Origin of the sequence: Rhodococcus sp. T2V, assembly GCF_029269925.1 — a bacterium.
In the GTDB taxonomy this organism is placed as follows: Bacteria; Actinomycetota; Actinomycetes; order Mycobacteriales; family Mycobacteriaceae; genus Rhodococcus_F; species Rhodococcus_F koreensis.
Genome location: NZ_JARJBD010000155.1, coordinates 1 through 14,967, shown reverse-complemented (window position 1 = coordinate 14,967; position 14,967 = coordinate 1). Strand labels below are relative to the sequence as shown.

Sequence of the window (14,967 nt, the reverse complement as noted above, 5' to 3'; positions counted from 1 at the left end):
TCCAGCGGGACCGGTGTCCCGCCAAGTCGGTGTCCACTTTCCGGGGGGAACCTCAGATGGCGTTGCTGGATCCCAGCGGCGATACTGGGACAATCGCCGCGATCAACCGTGGCGAGTAGGCACCGAGGATTCGACCGCAAAGCCCACCACCGCACGGGGCTCTATCTGAACCTCATGCCAATCGCCGGTGAGTTCAGCAAAGCTTGTGATGTCGTGGAGATAGATGGTCTGCCCAGGAGTGACAAACGTCGTCCCCGGAGCTAGTTCTTCGATATATGGCATCTCATTAAGGCCTATCACAAATCCGGGCTGATGGGATAATTCATGCCCTAGCGAGGTCCGGTCGTGACGAACCGACTGGAAGTCGCCACGAGGTGCATTCTGCCCAACCACGAGCCCGTCAAGGCCATTCTGCGGGATGGTGACCCCGATGTCAATGATTCTGACGTCAAAATCATCGATCGCGCAGAATGACTCCGAACAACGGCCGTGTGCGCGTGTGAATGCGGCAGTGAGCAGCGGGACTTGGCGCGTGGTCTGGCGGTTGCGCCCAGGACACGGTCTCCACGAGATAGACCAGGCATTCCTCGCAAGCCTCGAAGTACCCGGAGAGATCCCGGTCAGTTCGGGACGATAGCCAAACGAGCACGGGACAACGATCTCCAGCGCACGAAGAGCCAGAGGTGAGACGGCCGATTGGCAGTTGGGCCTGGGCGCATATTCCGCTGCGCATGCGAGTGGTGCAGGCGAGAACTCTTACGGTGTCGTCTCGATCCGTTGCGAGTACGTCCAGGGTTGGGCCGTTCGGCTCGCGACACTCCTCATTCAGGTCAACTATCGCTGGTGACCGCCCAAAGCTGGACAGACAAAGTGCCGTCCGAGCTCACGGTGCCTCCGAACCGTCGGAACTCGGTCAGGGCTTAAGATCGATCGCCCGAGCCCAAATCCGGGTAGCCTCCGCAATGACCCGATCGAGCTCGGCCGGCGACGCCGGATCGTCCAAAGCGAGATGCAGGTAGGCGTAGTTCTCGATCATGCCGCCGAGGAGGTCGGCCGCAAGTTCGGGATCGACGTCCCGCGGCGCCAACCCGTCTTCCTGTCGACGCTTCAGCGCTTGCGCTGCCCGCTTCACAAAGCGGAGCCGAATCTCACGCAACAGTTCGCGGGCAAAGTCATCGAATGTCGCAACCTGATGGATTACAGCCCACACCTTCGCATTTCGGGCATATGACTCCAGATACCGACGATTTGCTTCCTCGATGCGAACGAGTGCGGAAGGTTGACCGCCCTCCTCCGACTGCGGGGGGTACGCGTTGCTGTACATGTCCTCAGCAACGGCGTGCGCGACTGCGCGAAATATTTCCTCTTTTGAATCGAAGTACGTATAGAAGCTTCCGTACGCAACCTCGGCGTTCTCGGCTATATCAAGAATCCGAGCGTTGACGAATCCGTCGCGCTCAAATATTTCTCGCGCTGATCGTACTAAGGATGCCTCGGTCGCCAATGCACGCGCTCTGCGCGCCTGACCACCGTTGCCTTTCGAATGGCCAGCGGCCGCTTTGCGGCGAGATGGACGCCCTTTCGCGTTGGTCGGGTGAGACGATTCCTGTTTCACGAAACCTCCTGCGGTCACCACGCCAGACGATACCTCCTACGGTCGCGCTGAAGCGAAATCGTCCCACGAGGTGTGTTCGCACGAACCCCATCCTTTCGCGGCGCGCACCCCTGCATCCGGGAATGCGGGCCCTCGGTCGCCTGAGGCGACACAGCATCTGCAGGCCCACCGGACGGGTGGTGCCATCGCCTCCAGCCCCACACACGAGAGGGCGACCCGCGACGCGACCAGGATGCGCTGCCTCGCTATGCTCAAGGCGCACGATGTGACGATCTCGACATGCAGCACTTCCCGCTGGCGACCGGCTTCACCCGAACACTCGATAGTTCAATTCACGCAGATCACCCGACGCCGTGGCACGAGCGACTCGTTAGTCTGCTACGTCAGAAGGCTGGCAAACACGTTGACGGCCTCCTCGAGACTCGTGGATCGCCCCGCAACTACGTCGGCGTATGCGAAGGCCTCCATCAATCGCGTGAGGGCGTACGCCAGAGTGCTCGGCTCAATGCGAAGTGAGAGATTCTCTCGCGCGACTTCCTCTACGAGCAGCCCTTCAATGAGCTGGGTCAAGGTCCGCTGAACGGGGTATTGATGTGTGGTTAGTACCGCGAGGGCGGTCTGCGGATCGCGTTCAATGTACGCCTTCATGGCGGTCGAGTCCTTGGTGATCGAGAGTTGTGCACGCAGGATCGCGACCACCCGCGTGGCGCCATTTCCGATCGTCGCCTCCCGGTTGTCCTGGAAGGTCCGTGCAACCATTGACGCGATAACCTCTCCTGCTAAGCGGTCATTGCTTCCGAACCACCGATACGCAGTTGCCCTGCTGATCCCGTGCTCAACAGCAAGCGAATTGAGATCGAGGCGTTGACCATGAAGCCAGCGATATCTGGCGGCGTCCAACAATGCCACGCGGGTTCTCGCTCGCTCGGACTGCACCATGCGAAGAATAGTAGAGGGTCTGCGCGGATTACCACGTGTTGGTCTGCACAGCCCGACCGACAGGCGGACTGTCATAACGCCAGTGCGGTTACCTTCCTTCGCGTGGTGTAAAATAGTGCAGTTAACCGTTGCCCCGGCCATCGGTTGGCGGCCACAGCGTAACGGTCAGTGCGGCCCTATGCCGAGTGCCAGGAATTCCCTTGATCTGCCGCAGGCCACTTCCGGACGCCTAGGGCCGTCCTGACGGGTTGCCTGCCGGGGCCACCCGTTGACAGCGGCGATGCGAACGGAGTCGGGTGTAGCGGACGGCAAGTTTGCCGTATCCGTTGCTGCGGTGCGGCTTTGTTGAACTTGATTGTTTCCGCACTCGTCGAACACTAGTAGCGTGTCGCTGCTTAGTTCTGCCTTGTTTCGTTTAAGTTGGAGGCGGCAGACTTCCCCTTCCCCTCTGCCGGTCAGGACTGTGGTCATGCCTTCGCAGAAGAAGCGTCCGGTGACGTTGAGCTCGGCTGATCGTGAGTTCTTGGAACGGTTGACCACGACCGGGGTGCATCCGGCCTCGATGATCCGGCGGGCCCGGGTGTTGCTGGCGCTGGACACCTCGGTCGGGGCGGTCGATGAGAAGAAGGTGATCGCAGCACGGTTGGGAGTCTCGGGTGAGACGGTGCGACTGGTGGCCAAGCGGTTCGCTGAGACCGGTCAGGACGTGGAGGCCACGATCGGGCGCAAGCAGCGTGACCTGCCACCGGTGCCGTCGCAGATCACCGGCGAGGTCGAGGCCAGGTTGATTGCATTGGCTTGCTCGAAGCCGCCCGAGGGTCATGCGCGGTGGTCGTTGCGATTGCTGGAGAAGCACGTCGCCCTGGTCGAGGACATCCCCGATCTGGACCACTCGACCATCGGCCGGATCTTAAAAAAACGAAACTTCGTCCTCACCTGAAGAAGTGCTGGACCATTCCACCAAAGGCGAACCCGGAGTTCGCTGCTCGGATGGAAGATGTCCTGTCGGTCTAAGCCCGCCCCCGCAACCCAGCTCGCCCGGTGGTGTGCATGGACGAGAAGCCCTACCAGCTCCTCGCTCACGTGCGTGACCCGATCCCTGCAGGCCCGGGACGCGATCTGAAGGAGGACTCCGAGTATGTGCGGCACGGGACCTGCTCGATCTTCTGCTGGGTCGAGCCTCTGGCCGGCTGGCGGCGTGTCGATGCCCAGCCCCGGCGCACCAAGGTCGACTGGGCCCGGCAGGTCAAAGAGCTTCTGTGCGTGGACTACCCGGACGCGGAGACGGTGGTGCTGGTGATGGACAACCTCAATACTCACGGCATCGGATCGCTCTACGAGGCCTTCGAGCCGGCCGAGGCGTTCGCGCTCGCGCAGAGGCTCGAGATCCACCACACCCCCAAGCACGGCTCGTGGCTCAACGTCGCCGAGATCGAACTCTCGGTGCTGACCCGCCAGTGTCTGGACCGGCGCATCGAGGACCTCGAGACCCTGGGCGCCGAACTCGCCGCCTGGCAACGACAGACCAACGCCGATCAACGCCAGGTCCAGTGGCACTTCACCACCGACGACGCCCGCATCAAACTCCGCCACCTATATCCCAACACTTAGCCGCGACAGTCTACTAGTTGAGAAGTCGCTGAGCTTGCTGTTCTGCTCGCGGAGTTCGTTGAGTTCCTTCGCGGGGTCGGCGTCCGTGTTGTCGTGCCGGCACCGCCAGTTGTAGCGTCGTTGCCGATACTTCGAGCTCCGCGGCAATCTCCTCCTGCGTCTTGCCCGCGGCGGTGTGAGCTGGTCGGTGCAGCGCAGTACGCGCATGATGTTCCGCGGGTTCCGCCTCAGTCCAGCGATGTTCTCCATAGCCTTGTCCATCCAGTTCACGGCAACAAGGTTCCGTAACATGGTCGTGCCTGTTCATCGGGGACGCACTAGGTGTACGGCGGTTCACTCAAGTTTCGTAGCGAGAAATCTCAAGAGGTGATCGTTCACGACTGCGGACTTCTCGATGTTCACCAAGTGTCCAGCGTCGGCAATGACATGGACCTCGACATCTGGAATTCGGTGCAGCACCTTTTCGTATCCAGGCTCGCGAAGTCGGTCGTTTGCCCCGGCAAGAGCCAGTGTGGGCACTCGGATGCGCTCGTACGAAGTCGTGTCCTCCTGCCCGAAGTTCATTGGAGGCTTAGCGCTGGGTGGTTTGAGGCGTGCGGAGGCCACAGCTTCCCAAGCACCGGGTTCCAGGCTCGCGGCGACTCTGCGTGCGACGTAATCCTCGTCATCTATCCAACGTTCGTCGTGAAAGAGTGCTCGGAGGATTCGACGCATACCGTCGGGTGTGCCGTCATAGTCCACCAGCGCTCGACGGTCTTCGTTATACGGCATGAAGCCACCGCCACTGATGATGGCCATACGGGAGATGGGCAGGCGGCAGTCAGGTCGTGCGGCCTCCTTCACGAGGCTGGTACCACCGAATGACGTGCCGACGAAAGCTGCGCGGTCGATGGCAATTGTTCGTAGGAATGCTGCTAGATGGCGCAGCATTCGATCGGATCCCGCGACGAAATCACGAAGCTTGTCGGTACCGCCGAACCCTAGCCAATCTGGGGCGATGACGCGAAACCGCTCGGCCAGCGTTGGTATGTTGTGTTCCCACGAGAGTTCCGCAGAGGCCCCGAACTCACCGGAATGGAGCAGAACGACGATCGGTCCGGAGCCCACGTCGAAATAGTGGGTACGAATGCCGCCTACATCAACGTAGCGGCTGAAGCGAGATAGTTTCACGCTCCCACTGTACCCGCGGATGCAAACGATTGTTACGTTTGTCCGTAATGTCTTCAAAAGCAGCGCAATGCCTTTGGATGAGCCTGCGCGTGCGTCAGGTCAAATTGAGGCGGCAATCGAAGCAGCAGTCGCCATCACGGCCTCGGCGATCTGCTCGGGTTCGTGCACCGTGCCGACCATGACAGCACCGATGCTGCAACCCGTGTACTGAGGGTGTGGGATAGCGGCCGCGATACCCGTCACCCCGTCCTCGATTTCACCCGTGGTGATGGCCCATCCGCGTCGACGCACAAGATCGATCGAGGTGTCTTCGCCGTCGCGCGGTGGAAGCGCTGCGAGAATGGCCCGCCCGGAAGAACCTCTTGTCAAAGGACGTCTTGAGCCGGTTCGATACGTGACATGAAAAGTCGTGTTGCGAGGCTCCTCCACGGCCAGTGCCACCGCCTCGTCACCCTCCATGACCGTCAAGTGAGTCGTCGCATTGATTTCTTCGGCAAGTCGACGAAGCGCCGGAAGTGCAACGAATCTGAGCCGTGGAAGCACGAGCCTGCCTATTTCCACGGCGTGCAGTCCGAGCCCGTAACGGCCGTCGGAATCCTTGGAAACCCATCCCTTGGCGGTGAGGGTTCGAAGCATTCGGGTGATGATGGTCCGATGTACGCCAATCTCCGCGGCCAATTCGGTCACCGTCATACCCTCTGGTGCCGCCGCAACCAGGTCGATGAGGAACAGGCCGCGCTCAAGGCTTTGGGATGTCCGACGGCTTCCGCTTGTCGAGGCCGGCTCTGCTGGCCCTGTCGCCGCACCCCCGGCAGACAGCACCCCGTTCGCCCCGGCCGCGGCGGATAGACCTTCGCTAGTTGACTGTCCCTGCATGTTCCTCCGCCAGTTGTCCGGGCCGCCGCCCGATGCCGTGGTCCCGCACGTGGCGAATCATAGACCTGTCGAGCAAGTAGTCGCGAGCTGTCTCCGGCTCTGCAGCGAGATTGCGTAGTCGAGCGAGCTCCGCTGCTCGGTCGGCATCGTCGGGCAGCATGAGTGTGGAAGTGTTCTGATGGCTCATACGTTGGACGTATTCGCGCGCGACGGTGCGGCGACCCACAGCGAACGCCTCGAATTCGGCCGTGGCATCGGCGCCCTCGCGCAGGATTCGATCGAACCGGACCGCGAGGTCGAAGATGTCGTGGAGACCGCTGTTGAGACCGAACCCGCCGATCGGGCTGTTCACGTGCGCGGCGTCGCCCACCAGCATGGCGCGCCCGCTCCAGAAGCTGGATGCGACTCTCTGGTGCACCTTGTAGATCTGTTGGTGAACGATGTGAGCTTCTTCCGAAGTAAGTGACTTTCCGATGATGCCTTCGATTGTCGAGTGCAACCGAGCGGGATCCGAGGCCGCCTCATCGGAGATCCCAGCGGGAACCGGCACCAGGATTCGCCAGACATCGGGTGTCCGCAGAATCATTACGAACTCGTTGGGATCTGCAAGGTAATTGACGTCGCAGAGGTCGGGAAGGTAGTCGCCGAAAGGTAAGTGACTGCTTATCAGAAGAAAGCGCTCCTGATAGGTCCAGCCTTCGTAGTCCAAGCCGAGAAGCTGACGGACGGTGGACGATGCGCCATCCGCACCGATGACATAATCCGCCCGGACTGGAACATGCCCGTCCGGACCCTCCATCGTGAGCTCCACCGCACCCTCATCTGTCTGGTCGAGGGCTACGAGCCTGTGACCGAAGTTGAGATCGACGTCGGTTCGAGTGCGCAGTCGTTCCAGCACCATTTCTGAAAACTTGTATTGCTCGAGTTGGAGTCGAAACGGGTAGGGAGTGTCCGCCTTCAGGACCTCGTAATCGAAATCAGCGACGACTCCGGCCTTACGATCCCGAATCTGGTAGCGATCGGCACGTATGCCTTGCTTGAGCATCTCGGGTACAGAAACGTACCGCTCGAGGTGTTCGAGGGTTGGCGGGTGAAACGTCGACGCCCGCCACTGCCTGCTGATATCCGCGTTGGCTTCGTAGACGCTGACGGATGCTCCAGCCTCGGTCAGAGCTGATGCAGCCGAGAGCCCCACAGGCCCTGCCCCGATTACGGCGACTCGCATTCCCATCCTCCTATAGGTGCGGTATACGCACCTATAGGTGCGTTATGGAAACCGTACAGAGTTGATACGTAGAGAGCAAACCCTCTGACTACGTGAAAATCCCAGGTGGAAGTCGTGCGGCGACTTCTGTGCGCCACCCCGGGACCGGGGGTTGACACTGAGTTGACCATCATCGATCCTCTTACTAGGCGCACTACGCACGTAAAGGTGCGTTTATCGCACTCAGCAACTGAAGGCGGGCGCGGCGCGGGAACATAACGGTTCAGGGTCGGAAAACAACTGGATTCATCGCGCATCTCGACCGTCCACCCCGGCCGCGAGTACTGCGGCGAGGCTGATCGACGCCAGAAAGGCATCATGAGTTACTACAAGTCTTTGGGGCTGATACCCCCCAAGCGGCACACGCAATTCAGGCAACACGATGGCTCTCTGTATCACGAGGAGCTGATGGGGCTGGGCGGGTTCGCTGACGACTCAGCGTTGCTTTATCACATCAATGCACCGATGCCTCTCCGGCGCGTGGAGGCGACCAAGGGACCCGAATGGTCGACTCGTCCGAACCAACCATTGATGCCTTATCACCTCCAGACTTCGCTTCTGGACGCGCCGGACGCCGACGCGGTAACTGGACGACGACCCCTCGTGGCCAACGAGGATCTTCGGATCTCGTACGTTTCTGCGACGCAGGAATCGCCGATCTATCGCAATGCAGTGGGCGACGAGTGCGTTTTCGTGCAGAGTGGAGAAGCTCGCTTCGAATCAGTATTCGGAGTACTCGATATCCGCGCCGGCGACTATGTCGTGATTCCTGCGGCGGTTACGCATCGCTGGATTCCCAAAGGTGATACTCCCTTCAAGACGTTGGTGATCGAGACTCTTTCGAGTGGCCACGTTCACCCGCCAGAGCGGTATCTGTCACCGCGAGGTCAGTTTCTCGAGCACGCCCCCTACTGTGAGCGCGATCTGCGTTCCCCTACCGAACTGCTTGTATGTGAAGGAACCGACGTCGACGTGCTGCTGCAGACTCGCGACGGCTGGTCCACAGTCACCTACGTCAATCACCCATTCGATGTGATCGGCTGGGATGGCTCAAATTATCCGTATGCGGTCAACATCAAGGACTTCGAACCGATCACAGGCCGTATCCATCAGCCACCGCCGGTTCACCAAATTCTCGAGGCGCCTGGTGCTGTCATCTGCGCCTTCGTTCCGCGCAAGCTGGACTATCACCCGCTGTCATTGCCGTCACCCTATGCGCATTCCAACGTAGACAGCGACGAATTGCTGTTTTACATGGAAGGTGACTTCATGTCCCGATCGGGCGCCGGGATGAAGGAGGGATCGATCACCATGCACCCCGCGGGGTTCATACACGGCTCGCATCCGGGGGCTTTGGAACGCTCGATCGGTGCTCAACAAACGGCGGAATACGCGCTGATGCTCGACACATTCCGCCCGCTCTACCTGGCCGAGGGCGCGGACGCGTGCGCAGACCAGGACTATGCGTGGAGCTGGACTCCCAAGTCTGACTGACGATTACACCGAAACAAGTAGAGGAGCAACAAAGTGAAGTGGATGACCGTCGCGCTGCCGGGCGCGGATGCGCCCCGCACGGGGCTCTTGAAGGATGAGTCGATTCACCTGCTAGGCGAAGGAGTCACGCTCCTGAGTTTGCTCGGTGACGACGGAGAGCGCTTGTCCAGTGCCGGCGACCGTGCCTTGCGAGATCCGCATGATGTCGTGGATGTTGCGGATGTACGGGTGCTTCCACCGATCCCAAATCCGGGCGCCTTCCGCGACCATTACGCATTCGAGCAGCATGCCCGCGCCGGGCGTCGATCGCGCGGATTGGACCTAGATCCGATCTGGTTCGAAATCCCGATCTTCTACTACTCCAGCCCCCACAGTATGCTCGGCCCCACCGAGGATCTCCCGATGCCTCCCGGGTGCGTACGGCTCGACTACGAGGTTGAAGTTGCCGCCGTGGTGGGACGCGACTGCCGCGACGTCAAGGCGGCTGACGCGACGCCGTACATCGCCGGATACATGGTCATGAACGACTGGAGCGCCCGCGATATCCAGAGGTACGAGATGGCCTTGAACATGGGTCCTCACAAGGGTAAGGATTTCGGAACGACGATTGGTCCTTACCTTGTTACGCCCGACGAGCTGGCCGACGCGGCAAGCGGCAAGGCCTTCGATCTTGAGATGACCGCGTCGGTCAACGGCGTGAAGTACACCAGCGGCAACCTGGCGGACATTCACTACTCGTTCGAAGAGTTCATCGAGTACGAATCGCGAGCGGCAAACCTGAAGGCCGGCGACCTCATCGGATCGGGCACGTGCGCCACCGGTTGTATTCTGGAACTTTCGACGAACCACGGCGAAGAGCAATATCCCTGGCTGAAAGTCGGCGACATCGTAGAGATCGAAGTCGGCCGATTGGGTTCCCAGCGGACCAAGATCGTAGGGTGACGTGAAGCAACAGTCCGTGCACGCGGCCACCCCCAATCGGGTTGTGGACGTAGAAGTGGCTGGGGGCGCACTCCGTGTCGCGGTGTGGGGTGAGCCGAAAGGCGCTTCGACTGTGGTGTTGGCGGTCCACGGGCTGACGATGTCGCACCGAACGTGGTCGGCCGTTGCCGAACGGCTGTCAAACATCGTGCTGATTGCACCTGATCTACGTGGGCGCGGGGCCAGCAGCGAGTTACCAGGGCCATACGGCTTCGCCCAACACGTCGAAGATCTTGAAGCCGTAATTCGGCATTTCGGCCTGCAACGAATCGTCGCTGTAGGGCACGCGATGGGCGGCTACGTCGTCGAACAATTGGCAGCGCGCCGTCCCGCGCTGGTCGCAGAATTGGTGCTTGTCGACGGCGGTCTGACGCCTTCGGCACCTGAAGGTGTGGAACTCGACGCGTTCATCAAGAAATTCCTCGGTCCTTCGCTGGAACGAATGGCAGTTACGTACCATTCGCGACAGGACTATCGCGACTTCTGGCGAGACCATCCTGCGTTCGCCGGACCACCCGCCTATTGGAACGCGGCGATCGAGTCATTCGTGGACTACGACGTGATCGAGAGCAACGGAAAATGGCGTAGCAGAACCGCTGAAGCCGCTGTGCGACAGGACTTCACCGAAGGACGCTTCGATTCGAACACCAGAACAGTGGCCTTCGGCCTGACGAAGGTTCCGATCACCTTGCTTCAGGCCGAGAGAGGACTATTGAACCAACGCCCAGGGCTCATTCCTGACGAGCTACTCGAAGAATACCGGGAGTATCTTCCTCAATTGGAGGATACCTTCCTTCCCGGAACCAACCACTACACGATCACTCTCGCAGAGCCCGGGCTGAACGCAGTGGTAGAAAGCATCTCGCGAGCCGAACGTCGCTCTACTATTTAGATTCACAGACGGTCGAAGCCCCGGTTGCCATTATCAATCATCAATTCCATTCCGCTCCATGGTGATAGGGGTCGTGGAAGGATTGGAAATGAAGCGCCAATCAGGCGCTATTCCTCGATCTCGCCACCTCACGGATAGGAAAATTATGTCTGCTCCTGCTCGGGCCGGTACTCGCACAAGCGGGCCCTCGCTGCGCAAGTTGGTCTTCGCATCATTCTTCGGCACTGCTCTCGAATGGTATGACTTCTTCATCTACGCGACCGCCGCTGCTCTCGTATTTCCAGCGGTGTTCTTTCCAACTTCGTCGGAGACCACCTCTCTTCTGGCCGCATTCGCGACCTTTGGTGCTGGATTTGTCGCTCGGCCGCTCGGCGGGGCTGTCTTTGGCCACTTCGGTGACCGAGTCGGGCGAAAGGCGATGCTGGTCTTCTCGCTGGTGGGAATGGGTGTCGCCACGACGCTGATCGGAGTCTTGCCGACATATGAACAGATCGGCGTCGCAGCTCCTATATTGCTGGTCCTAATCCGCCTAGTCCAGGGATTCTCGGTGGGCGGTGAGTCGAGTGGTGCGATTCTTATCGGTATCGAGCACGGCCCGCAAAGCAAGAAGGGGCTCTTCGGCAGCTTTTCACAAGCCGGCCTACCTGTCGGAACACTTCTGTCAGCTGTCGTCTTCCTCGTGATGAACAAAATCACGACACCAGAGCAGTTCAACTCGTGGGGTTGGCGCGTACCGTTTCTCATCAGTGCCGCCCTGATCGTTGTAGGGCTGATAATTCGACGCTCGATAGATGAAAGCCCTGCATTCGAGGAGATCAAGGCTCAGCGTATGGACACGAGAGCGCCGTTCGTAGTGCTGATCCGGACGAAGTGGCGTGTTCTCGCGCTGGCGATCGGCAGTTTTATGGCCCCTCAGATTCTCGGCTACGTTGCAGTGAGTTATGGATTATCTTATGGCACCAAGACATTGGGTTACTCCCGTGAGACCATGTTGGCTCTCCAGGTGCTCGCATCCGTCTCTGCTTTCATCGTGATCCCAGCATCTGCAGCTTTGTCGGATCGAATCGGTCGTCTTCGCGTTATCTTGGGTGCACTCGGTATCTGTCTACTCGCCTCGCTTGCATTCTTCCCCCTTCTAGAAGCCGGAACATTTCTTTCGTTGTCCGCGGCCTATGTATTCATGCTTGCAGCTACGGGAGCGACCAGCGGTCCTCAGGCCGCATTGTTTTCGGAGCTTTTCGACACCTCTATTCGATACAGTGGACTGTCGTTCGTCGTCAATATCGGATCGATCCTGGGTGGAGGCTTCGCCCCGTTCATTGCCACGGCGCTGTACGCCGCGTACGGCGGTAGCATCCCCATCACGCTTTACATGGTAGCGGCGACGATCGTTAGTCTGGTCTCTGTGGGGGTTCTGGCTATTTGGTTCCGACCGAGCTCCGACGTCGAAGGCGAGAAGGGTCATTTGCACTCGCGGAACACCTCTGTCGCGACATAAGTGGACACCGCGGCAACTGTTGTGCTCTTCGCTGAATTGTTCGTGACAACGTGAACATGCGAAGCTCCGAGTGTCACCAGGGAGGTCGTGGGTGTGAACCCACGACCTCCCTGCTTTTTCTACGCTGCGAGCGGCTTCATTCCGAGCCTTCGGAGTGATGGAGCTCTATCGTTTCATCGCAAGTTTTCCGGTATCACTGGCTCCTCTGGAAGCATCGATGATGCCAGTGTGACCGCCGTCGATTAGGAAGTCTGCTGCAGTAACGTACCCCGACTCGTCGAACGCCAGGCACATGACGCAGTATCCGATGTCTTCCGGCGGACCGTATCGTTCGAGTGCCTTCGGTGCTACAAAATGCGACCTATCCTCATTGGTTTAGATTCTCATATTGGGGGCGTGCCAACGAATCCGGGGGAAATAGAGTTGGCGCGAATGCGGTGGTAGCACCCGTTGGCCGCTATCTGCCGGGTAAGTGCGACGACGACGCCTTAGCGGCGGTGTGGCTGGCCTCTGCCACTCCATACTAGCCGCGGGCTGCGCATGATGCAGTGTTGATGATCGAGCCAGTTCCGCGCTTGATGAGGTGAGGCCAGGCGGCCTGCGTAGTCCGCAAAATCAGGTTGAGCTCATGTCGAATAGCGAACGCCCAATATGCTTTTCAACTACGCCGACGAGACCGAACTTCGGCAAGCTCGCGTTGTTGTAGAGCACGACGATCTCACCGATACCTTGCTCGATCCATTTGCGCGAGGTTTCGCCATTGCTGAGATCGACTGGAGCCGAACGAGACCATCTCCCCTCCAGCAGCCCGCACTCGCGCGCCCGGTTTCCTCGGGTTGGACCGGGTCGAGGTCGAAACCGACTACGCACGGCTCCCTCCGTGGCGAACAACTGCGCAGCTGCGCTGCCCTGTCCGTCTCCGGTTCCGGTTCCGGTGATGAAAGTAACTTTGGCGGCCAGGCGGCGGCCTGGTCGTGCGGATTCTGATCGCGCCATGTCGGTCTCTGTGCCCCTTGATGTTTCCGTGCCGAAGATTTACCCACAAATGTTGAACGCGTTACGACGTAGAGCGAAATACGTGCGATTGCCACGTTGTGACCCTGGGATAAGACCCGTTGACACTGTGGCGGTAGGGAGCTTTAATGGCATTAGACAATCGATTGCAGGACGCCGATGCAAACCGCGCACACTGCGACTACGGGGCCTTGAAGAGCCTGTGCGCGAGGCGTCGAGTGAGGATACTTTCATGACGTACACGAACTCGTTCGATAACATCCCACCGACCCGGATAGGCTTCGACGATCCGGTGGCAACCTCTCGTGCGGGAGGAACCCCCTCCGAGTACGCGCCCGGGTACACGCTCGGTCCGGGGGAGGGGCCGGCCACCTGGTTTCGACGTTCCCTGATAACGATGAAGGCGAGGAAGAGGGACACGGACGGGCAGTTTGCGCTGGCCGAGTGGTACGCCCCACGGGGACTGTGCGCACCAGGGCACTCCCATCCGAACGAAGCCGAGTTCTTCACCATCTTGGACGGTGAACTCGACGTCACCTGCGGGGATACGGTTTACCACGCAACCCCTGGCAGTTACGTGTACATCCCAAAGGCCACAGTGCACGATATTGTCGTGACAACTGCAAAAGCCAGGTTCACGGTGCTGATTACGCCGGCAGGTTTCGAGCACTGGTTCGAAGAACTTGGCACAGCTGCATTGGCGCCGACGTTCCCCTATTCGGAGCACGAGGGCACTCCGTCGTTCGAAGAGATGGAAGAAGTCGGTGAAAAATACGGATGGACGCCCGCCACTGGAATCGCCTCCGCAAATCCGGATGTTCCGAGAACTGAACCGCTCGGTCGTCTCAATCTCAACGAATCGTGACCGACTGATCTCAACGGCCGAGAGCAGACAAGGCGTCGGCCGTCCGAAGTTGCCGACCTTCAACGATAGGGCCAAGCAATGACAATGAAGCACACTAGTTTCGCGGTGGCGCGGGAATTTTTGGACGCGTTGCAGGCCGGGGACGCAGATCGGTTGCGCGAAGTGTTGACTGAGGACGCCACGTGGACCGTAACGGCGCCGAGTCTCGGGTTTCCTCCGATTCAGGGCAGGGATGCGATCATCGCCAGATTCACAGGACCATCCAACTTCGAAGGCGGAAAGGGTCCGACTGTGACGATTACACGGATCGTCGCGGATCAGAACGTGGCGGCGGTAGAAGCAACAGGCAAGGCGCGGCTTAAGGACGGCGCGGAGTACAACAATCGTTACCATTACGCCCTTGACTTGGAAGGTCGACGAGTCAAGGCCATCCGTCACTATCAAGACAGCCACCACATCGCGAATATCATGTATAAGCGCGAGAACGGTTGAGAAACCGAGCAACTTCCGGCCAAAGCCCGGTGTGCAGCGCCGCCAGGCGAGCGTAGGCGATTGTCTATTCAGCGGCGCACTGTGTATTGACCGGACTCGAGGAGTACGAGGATGAAATCGTCGCGGTCGGTTCGCCGGACTTCGTCCATTGACCGCACGAGCAAGGATGGGGCGGACGTCATTCGATGGACAGCCAAGGGGCCTAGGAGCGTGCTGAACTATCCGACAGCCGACCGCCGCGTGTCGAGCCGGGTTT

General features: G+C 59.7%; 13 protein-coding genes and 1 pseudogene. 8 read left to right on the top strand and 6 right to left on the bottom strand.

Annotated features, from left to right (window positions below; genetic code table 11):
- Nucleotides 1-913: 913 nt before the first annotated feature.
- Together P3H15_RS50835 and P3H15_RS50830 are read right to left on the bottom strand one after the other, a co-directional pair.
- On the bottom strand, nucleotides 914-1,615 hold the full coding sequence (locus P3H15_RS50835; RefSeq protein WP_276144293.1) for a TetR/AcrR family transcriptional regulator: 702 nt from the start codon (nucleotides 1,613-1,615) through the stop codon (nucleotides 914-916).
- A gap of 378 nt (nucleotides 1,616-1,993) precedes the next feature.
- On the bottom strand, nucleotides 1,994-2,554 hold the full coding sequence (locus P3H15_RS50830) for a QsdR family transcriptional regulator (RefSeq protein WP_276144292.1): 561 nt from the start codon (nucleotides 2,552-2,554) through the stop codon (nucleotides 1,994-1,996).
- A gap of 469 nt (nucleotides 2,555-3,023) precedes the next feature.
- On the opposite strand from P3H15_RS50830, the gene P3H15_RS50825 reads away from it, so the two are divergent.
- Together P3H15_RS50825 and P3H15_RS50820 are read left to right on the top strand one after the other, a co-directional pair.
- Complete coding sequence (locus P3H15_RS50825) at nucleotides 3,024-3,494, top strand: helix-turn-helix domain-containing protein (RefSeq protein ID WP_276144291.1); 471 nt, start codon at nucleotides 3,024-3,026, stop codon at nucleotides 3,492-3,494.
- A gap of 95 nt (nucleotides 3,495-3,589) precedes the next feature.
- Nucleotides 3,590-4,165, top strand: a pseudogene (locus tag P3H15_RS50820) (IS630 family transposase); the annotation flags it as partial.
- A gap of 333 nt (nucleotides 4,166-4,498) precedes the next feature.
- On the opposite strand, the gene P3H15_RS50815 reads toward P3H15_RS50820, so the two are convergent.
- From P3H15_RS50815 to P3H15_RS50805, 3 genes are all read right to left on the bottom strand, one after another.
- Nucleotides 4,499-5,335 (bottom strand): alpha/beta fold hydrolase, encoded by an 837-nt coding sequence (locus P3H15_RS50815; protein WP_276144290.1) that lies wholly within the window; start codon nucleotides 5,333-5,335, stop codon nucleotides 4,499-4,501.
- A gap of 99 nt (nucleotides 5,336-5,434) precedes the next feature.
- A complete protein-coding gene (locus P3H15_RS50810) occupies nucleotides 5,435-6,211 on the bottom strand; it encodes an IclR family transcriptional regulator (protein WP_276144289.1) in 777 nt (258 codons plus the stop codon).
- Nucleotides 6,192-7,436 carry an NAD(P)/FAD-dependent oxidoreductase gene (locus P3H15_RS50805; protein WP_276144288.1) on the bottom strand — a complete coding sequence of 415 codons (1,245 nt, stop codon included), beginning with the start codon at nucleotides 7,434-7,436 and terminating at the stop codon, nucleotides 6,192-6,194. Before P3H15_RS50805 ends, P3H15_RS50810 begins: the two co-directional genes overlap by 20 nt.
- Before the next feature lie 357 nt (nucleotides 7,437-7,793).
- On the opposite strand from P3H15_RS50805, the gene P3H15_RS50800 reads away from it, so the two are divergent.
- The 4 genes from P3H15_RS50800 to P3H15_RS50785 all read left to right on the top strand — a co-directional run bounded on the left by P3H15_RS50800 (nucleotide 7,794) and on the right by P3H15_RS50785 (nucleotide 12,340).
- Nucleotides 7,794-8,969 carry a homogentisate 1,2-dioxygenase gene (locus P3H15_RS50800; RefSeq protein ID WP_276144287.1) on the top strand — a complete coding sequence of 392 codons (1,176 nt, stop codon included), beginning with the start codon at nucleotides 7,794-7,796 and terminating at the stop codon, nucleotides 8,967-8,969.
- Nucleotides 8,970-9,011: 42 nt separating this feature from the next.
- On the top strand, nucleotides 9,012-9,911 hold the full coding sequence (locus P3H15_RS50795; RefSeq protein WP_276144294.1) for a fumarylacetoacetate hydrolase family protein: 900 nt from the start codon (nucleotides 9,012-9,014) through the stop codon (nucleotides 9,909-9,911).
- Nucleotide 9,912: 1 nt separating this feature from the next.
- Nucleotides 9,913-10,842 carry an alpha/beta hydrolase gene (locus P3H15_RS50790; protein WP_276144286.1) on the top strand — a complete coding sequence of 310 codons (930 nt, stop codon included), beginning with the start codon at nucleotides 9,913-9,915 and terminating at the stop codon, nucleotides 10,840-10,842.
- 88 nt (nucleotides 10,843-10,930) lie between these two features.
- The gene (locus tag P3H15_RS50785) at nucleotides 10,931-12,340 is read left to right on the top strand and encodes an MFS transporter (RefSeq protein WP_276144285.1); all 1,410 of its coding nucleotides are present in this window, start codon (nucleotides 10,931-10,933) and stop codon (nucleotides 12,338-12,340) included.
- Nucleotides 12,341-12,955: 615 nt separating this feature from the next.
- Here P3H15_RS50785 and P3H15_RS50780 read toward each other — a convergent pair.
- Entirely contained in the window at nucleotides 12,956-13,336 is a 381-nt protein-coding gene (locus tag P3H15_RS50780) for a hypothetical protein (RefSeq protein WP_276144284.1), read from the bottom strand.
- A gap of 250 nt (nucleotides 13,337-13,586) precedes the next feature.
- Here P3H15_RS50780 and P3H15_RS50775 point away from each other — a divergent pair, with 250 nt between their 5' ends.
- Together P3H15_RS50775 and P3H15_RS50770 are read left to right on the top strand one after the other, a co-directional pair.
- Nucleotides 13,587-14,219: a cupin domain-containing protein gene (locus P3H15_RS50775; protein WP_276144283.1), complete on the top strand. Its 633-nt coding sequence runs from the start codon at nucleotides 13,587-13,589 to the stop codon at nucleotides 14,217-14,219.
- A gap of 78 nt (nucleotides 14,220-14,297) precedes the next feature.
- Nucleotides 14,298-14,711: a nuclear transport factor 2 family protein gene (locus tag P3H15_RS50770; RefSeq protein ID WP_276144282.1), complete on the top strand. Its 414-nt coding sequence runs from the start codon at nucleotides 14,298-14,300 to the stop codon at nucleotides 14,709-14,711.
- The last annotated feature ends 256 nt before the right edge of the window (nucleotides 14,712-14,967 follow it).

Excerpts from the sequence above, each read along its gene's own strand:
- P3H15_RS50830 (WP_276144292.1), bottom strand. The coding sequence starts at position 2,554 with ATGGTGCAGTCCGAGCGAGCGAGAACCCGCGTGGCATTGTTGGACGCC.
- P3H15_RS50825 (WP_276144291.1), top strand. The coding sequence starts at position 3,024 with ATGCCTTCGCAGAAGAAGCGTCCGGTGACGTTGAGCTCGGCTGATCGT.
- P3H15_RS50810 (WP_276144289.1), bottom strand. The coding sequence starts at position 6,211 with ATGCAGGGACAGTCAACTAGCGAAGGTCTATCCGCCGCGGCCGGGGCG.
- P3H15_RS50805 (WP_276144288.1), bottom strand. The coding sequence starts at position 7,436 with ATGCGAGTCGCCGTAATCGGGGCAGGGCCTGTGGGGCTCTCGGCTGCA.
- P3H15_RS50800 (WP_276144287.1), top strand. The coding sequence starts at position 7,794 with ATGAGTTACTACAAGTCTTTGGGGCTGATACCCCCCAAGCGGCACACG.
- P3H15_RS50795 (WP_276144294.1), top strand. The coding sequence starts at position 9,012 with ATGACCGTCGCGCTGCCGGGCGCGGATGCGCCCCGCACGGGGCTCTTG.
- P3H15_RS50785 (WP_276144285.1), top strand. The coding sequence starts at position 10,931 with ATGAAGCGCCAATCAGGCGCTATTCCTCGATCTCGCCACCTCACGGAT.
- P3H15_RS50780 (WP_276144284.1), bottom strand. The coding sequence starts at position 13,336 with ATGGCGCGATCAGAATCCGCACGACCAGGCCGCCGCCTGGCCGCCAAA.
- P3H15_RS50775 (WP_276144283.1), top strand. The coding sequence starts at position 13,587 with ATGACGTACACGAACTCGTTCGATAACATCCCACCGACCCGGATAGGC.
- P3H15_RS50770 (WP_276144282.1), top strand. The coding sequence starts at position 14,298 with ATGACAATGAAGCACACTAGTTTCGCGGTGGCGCGGGAATTTTTGGAC.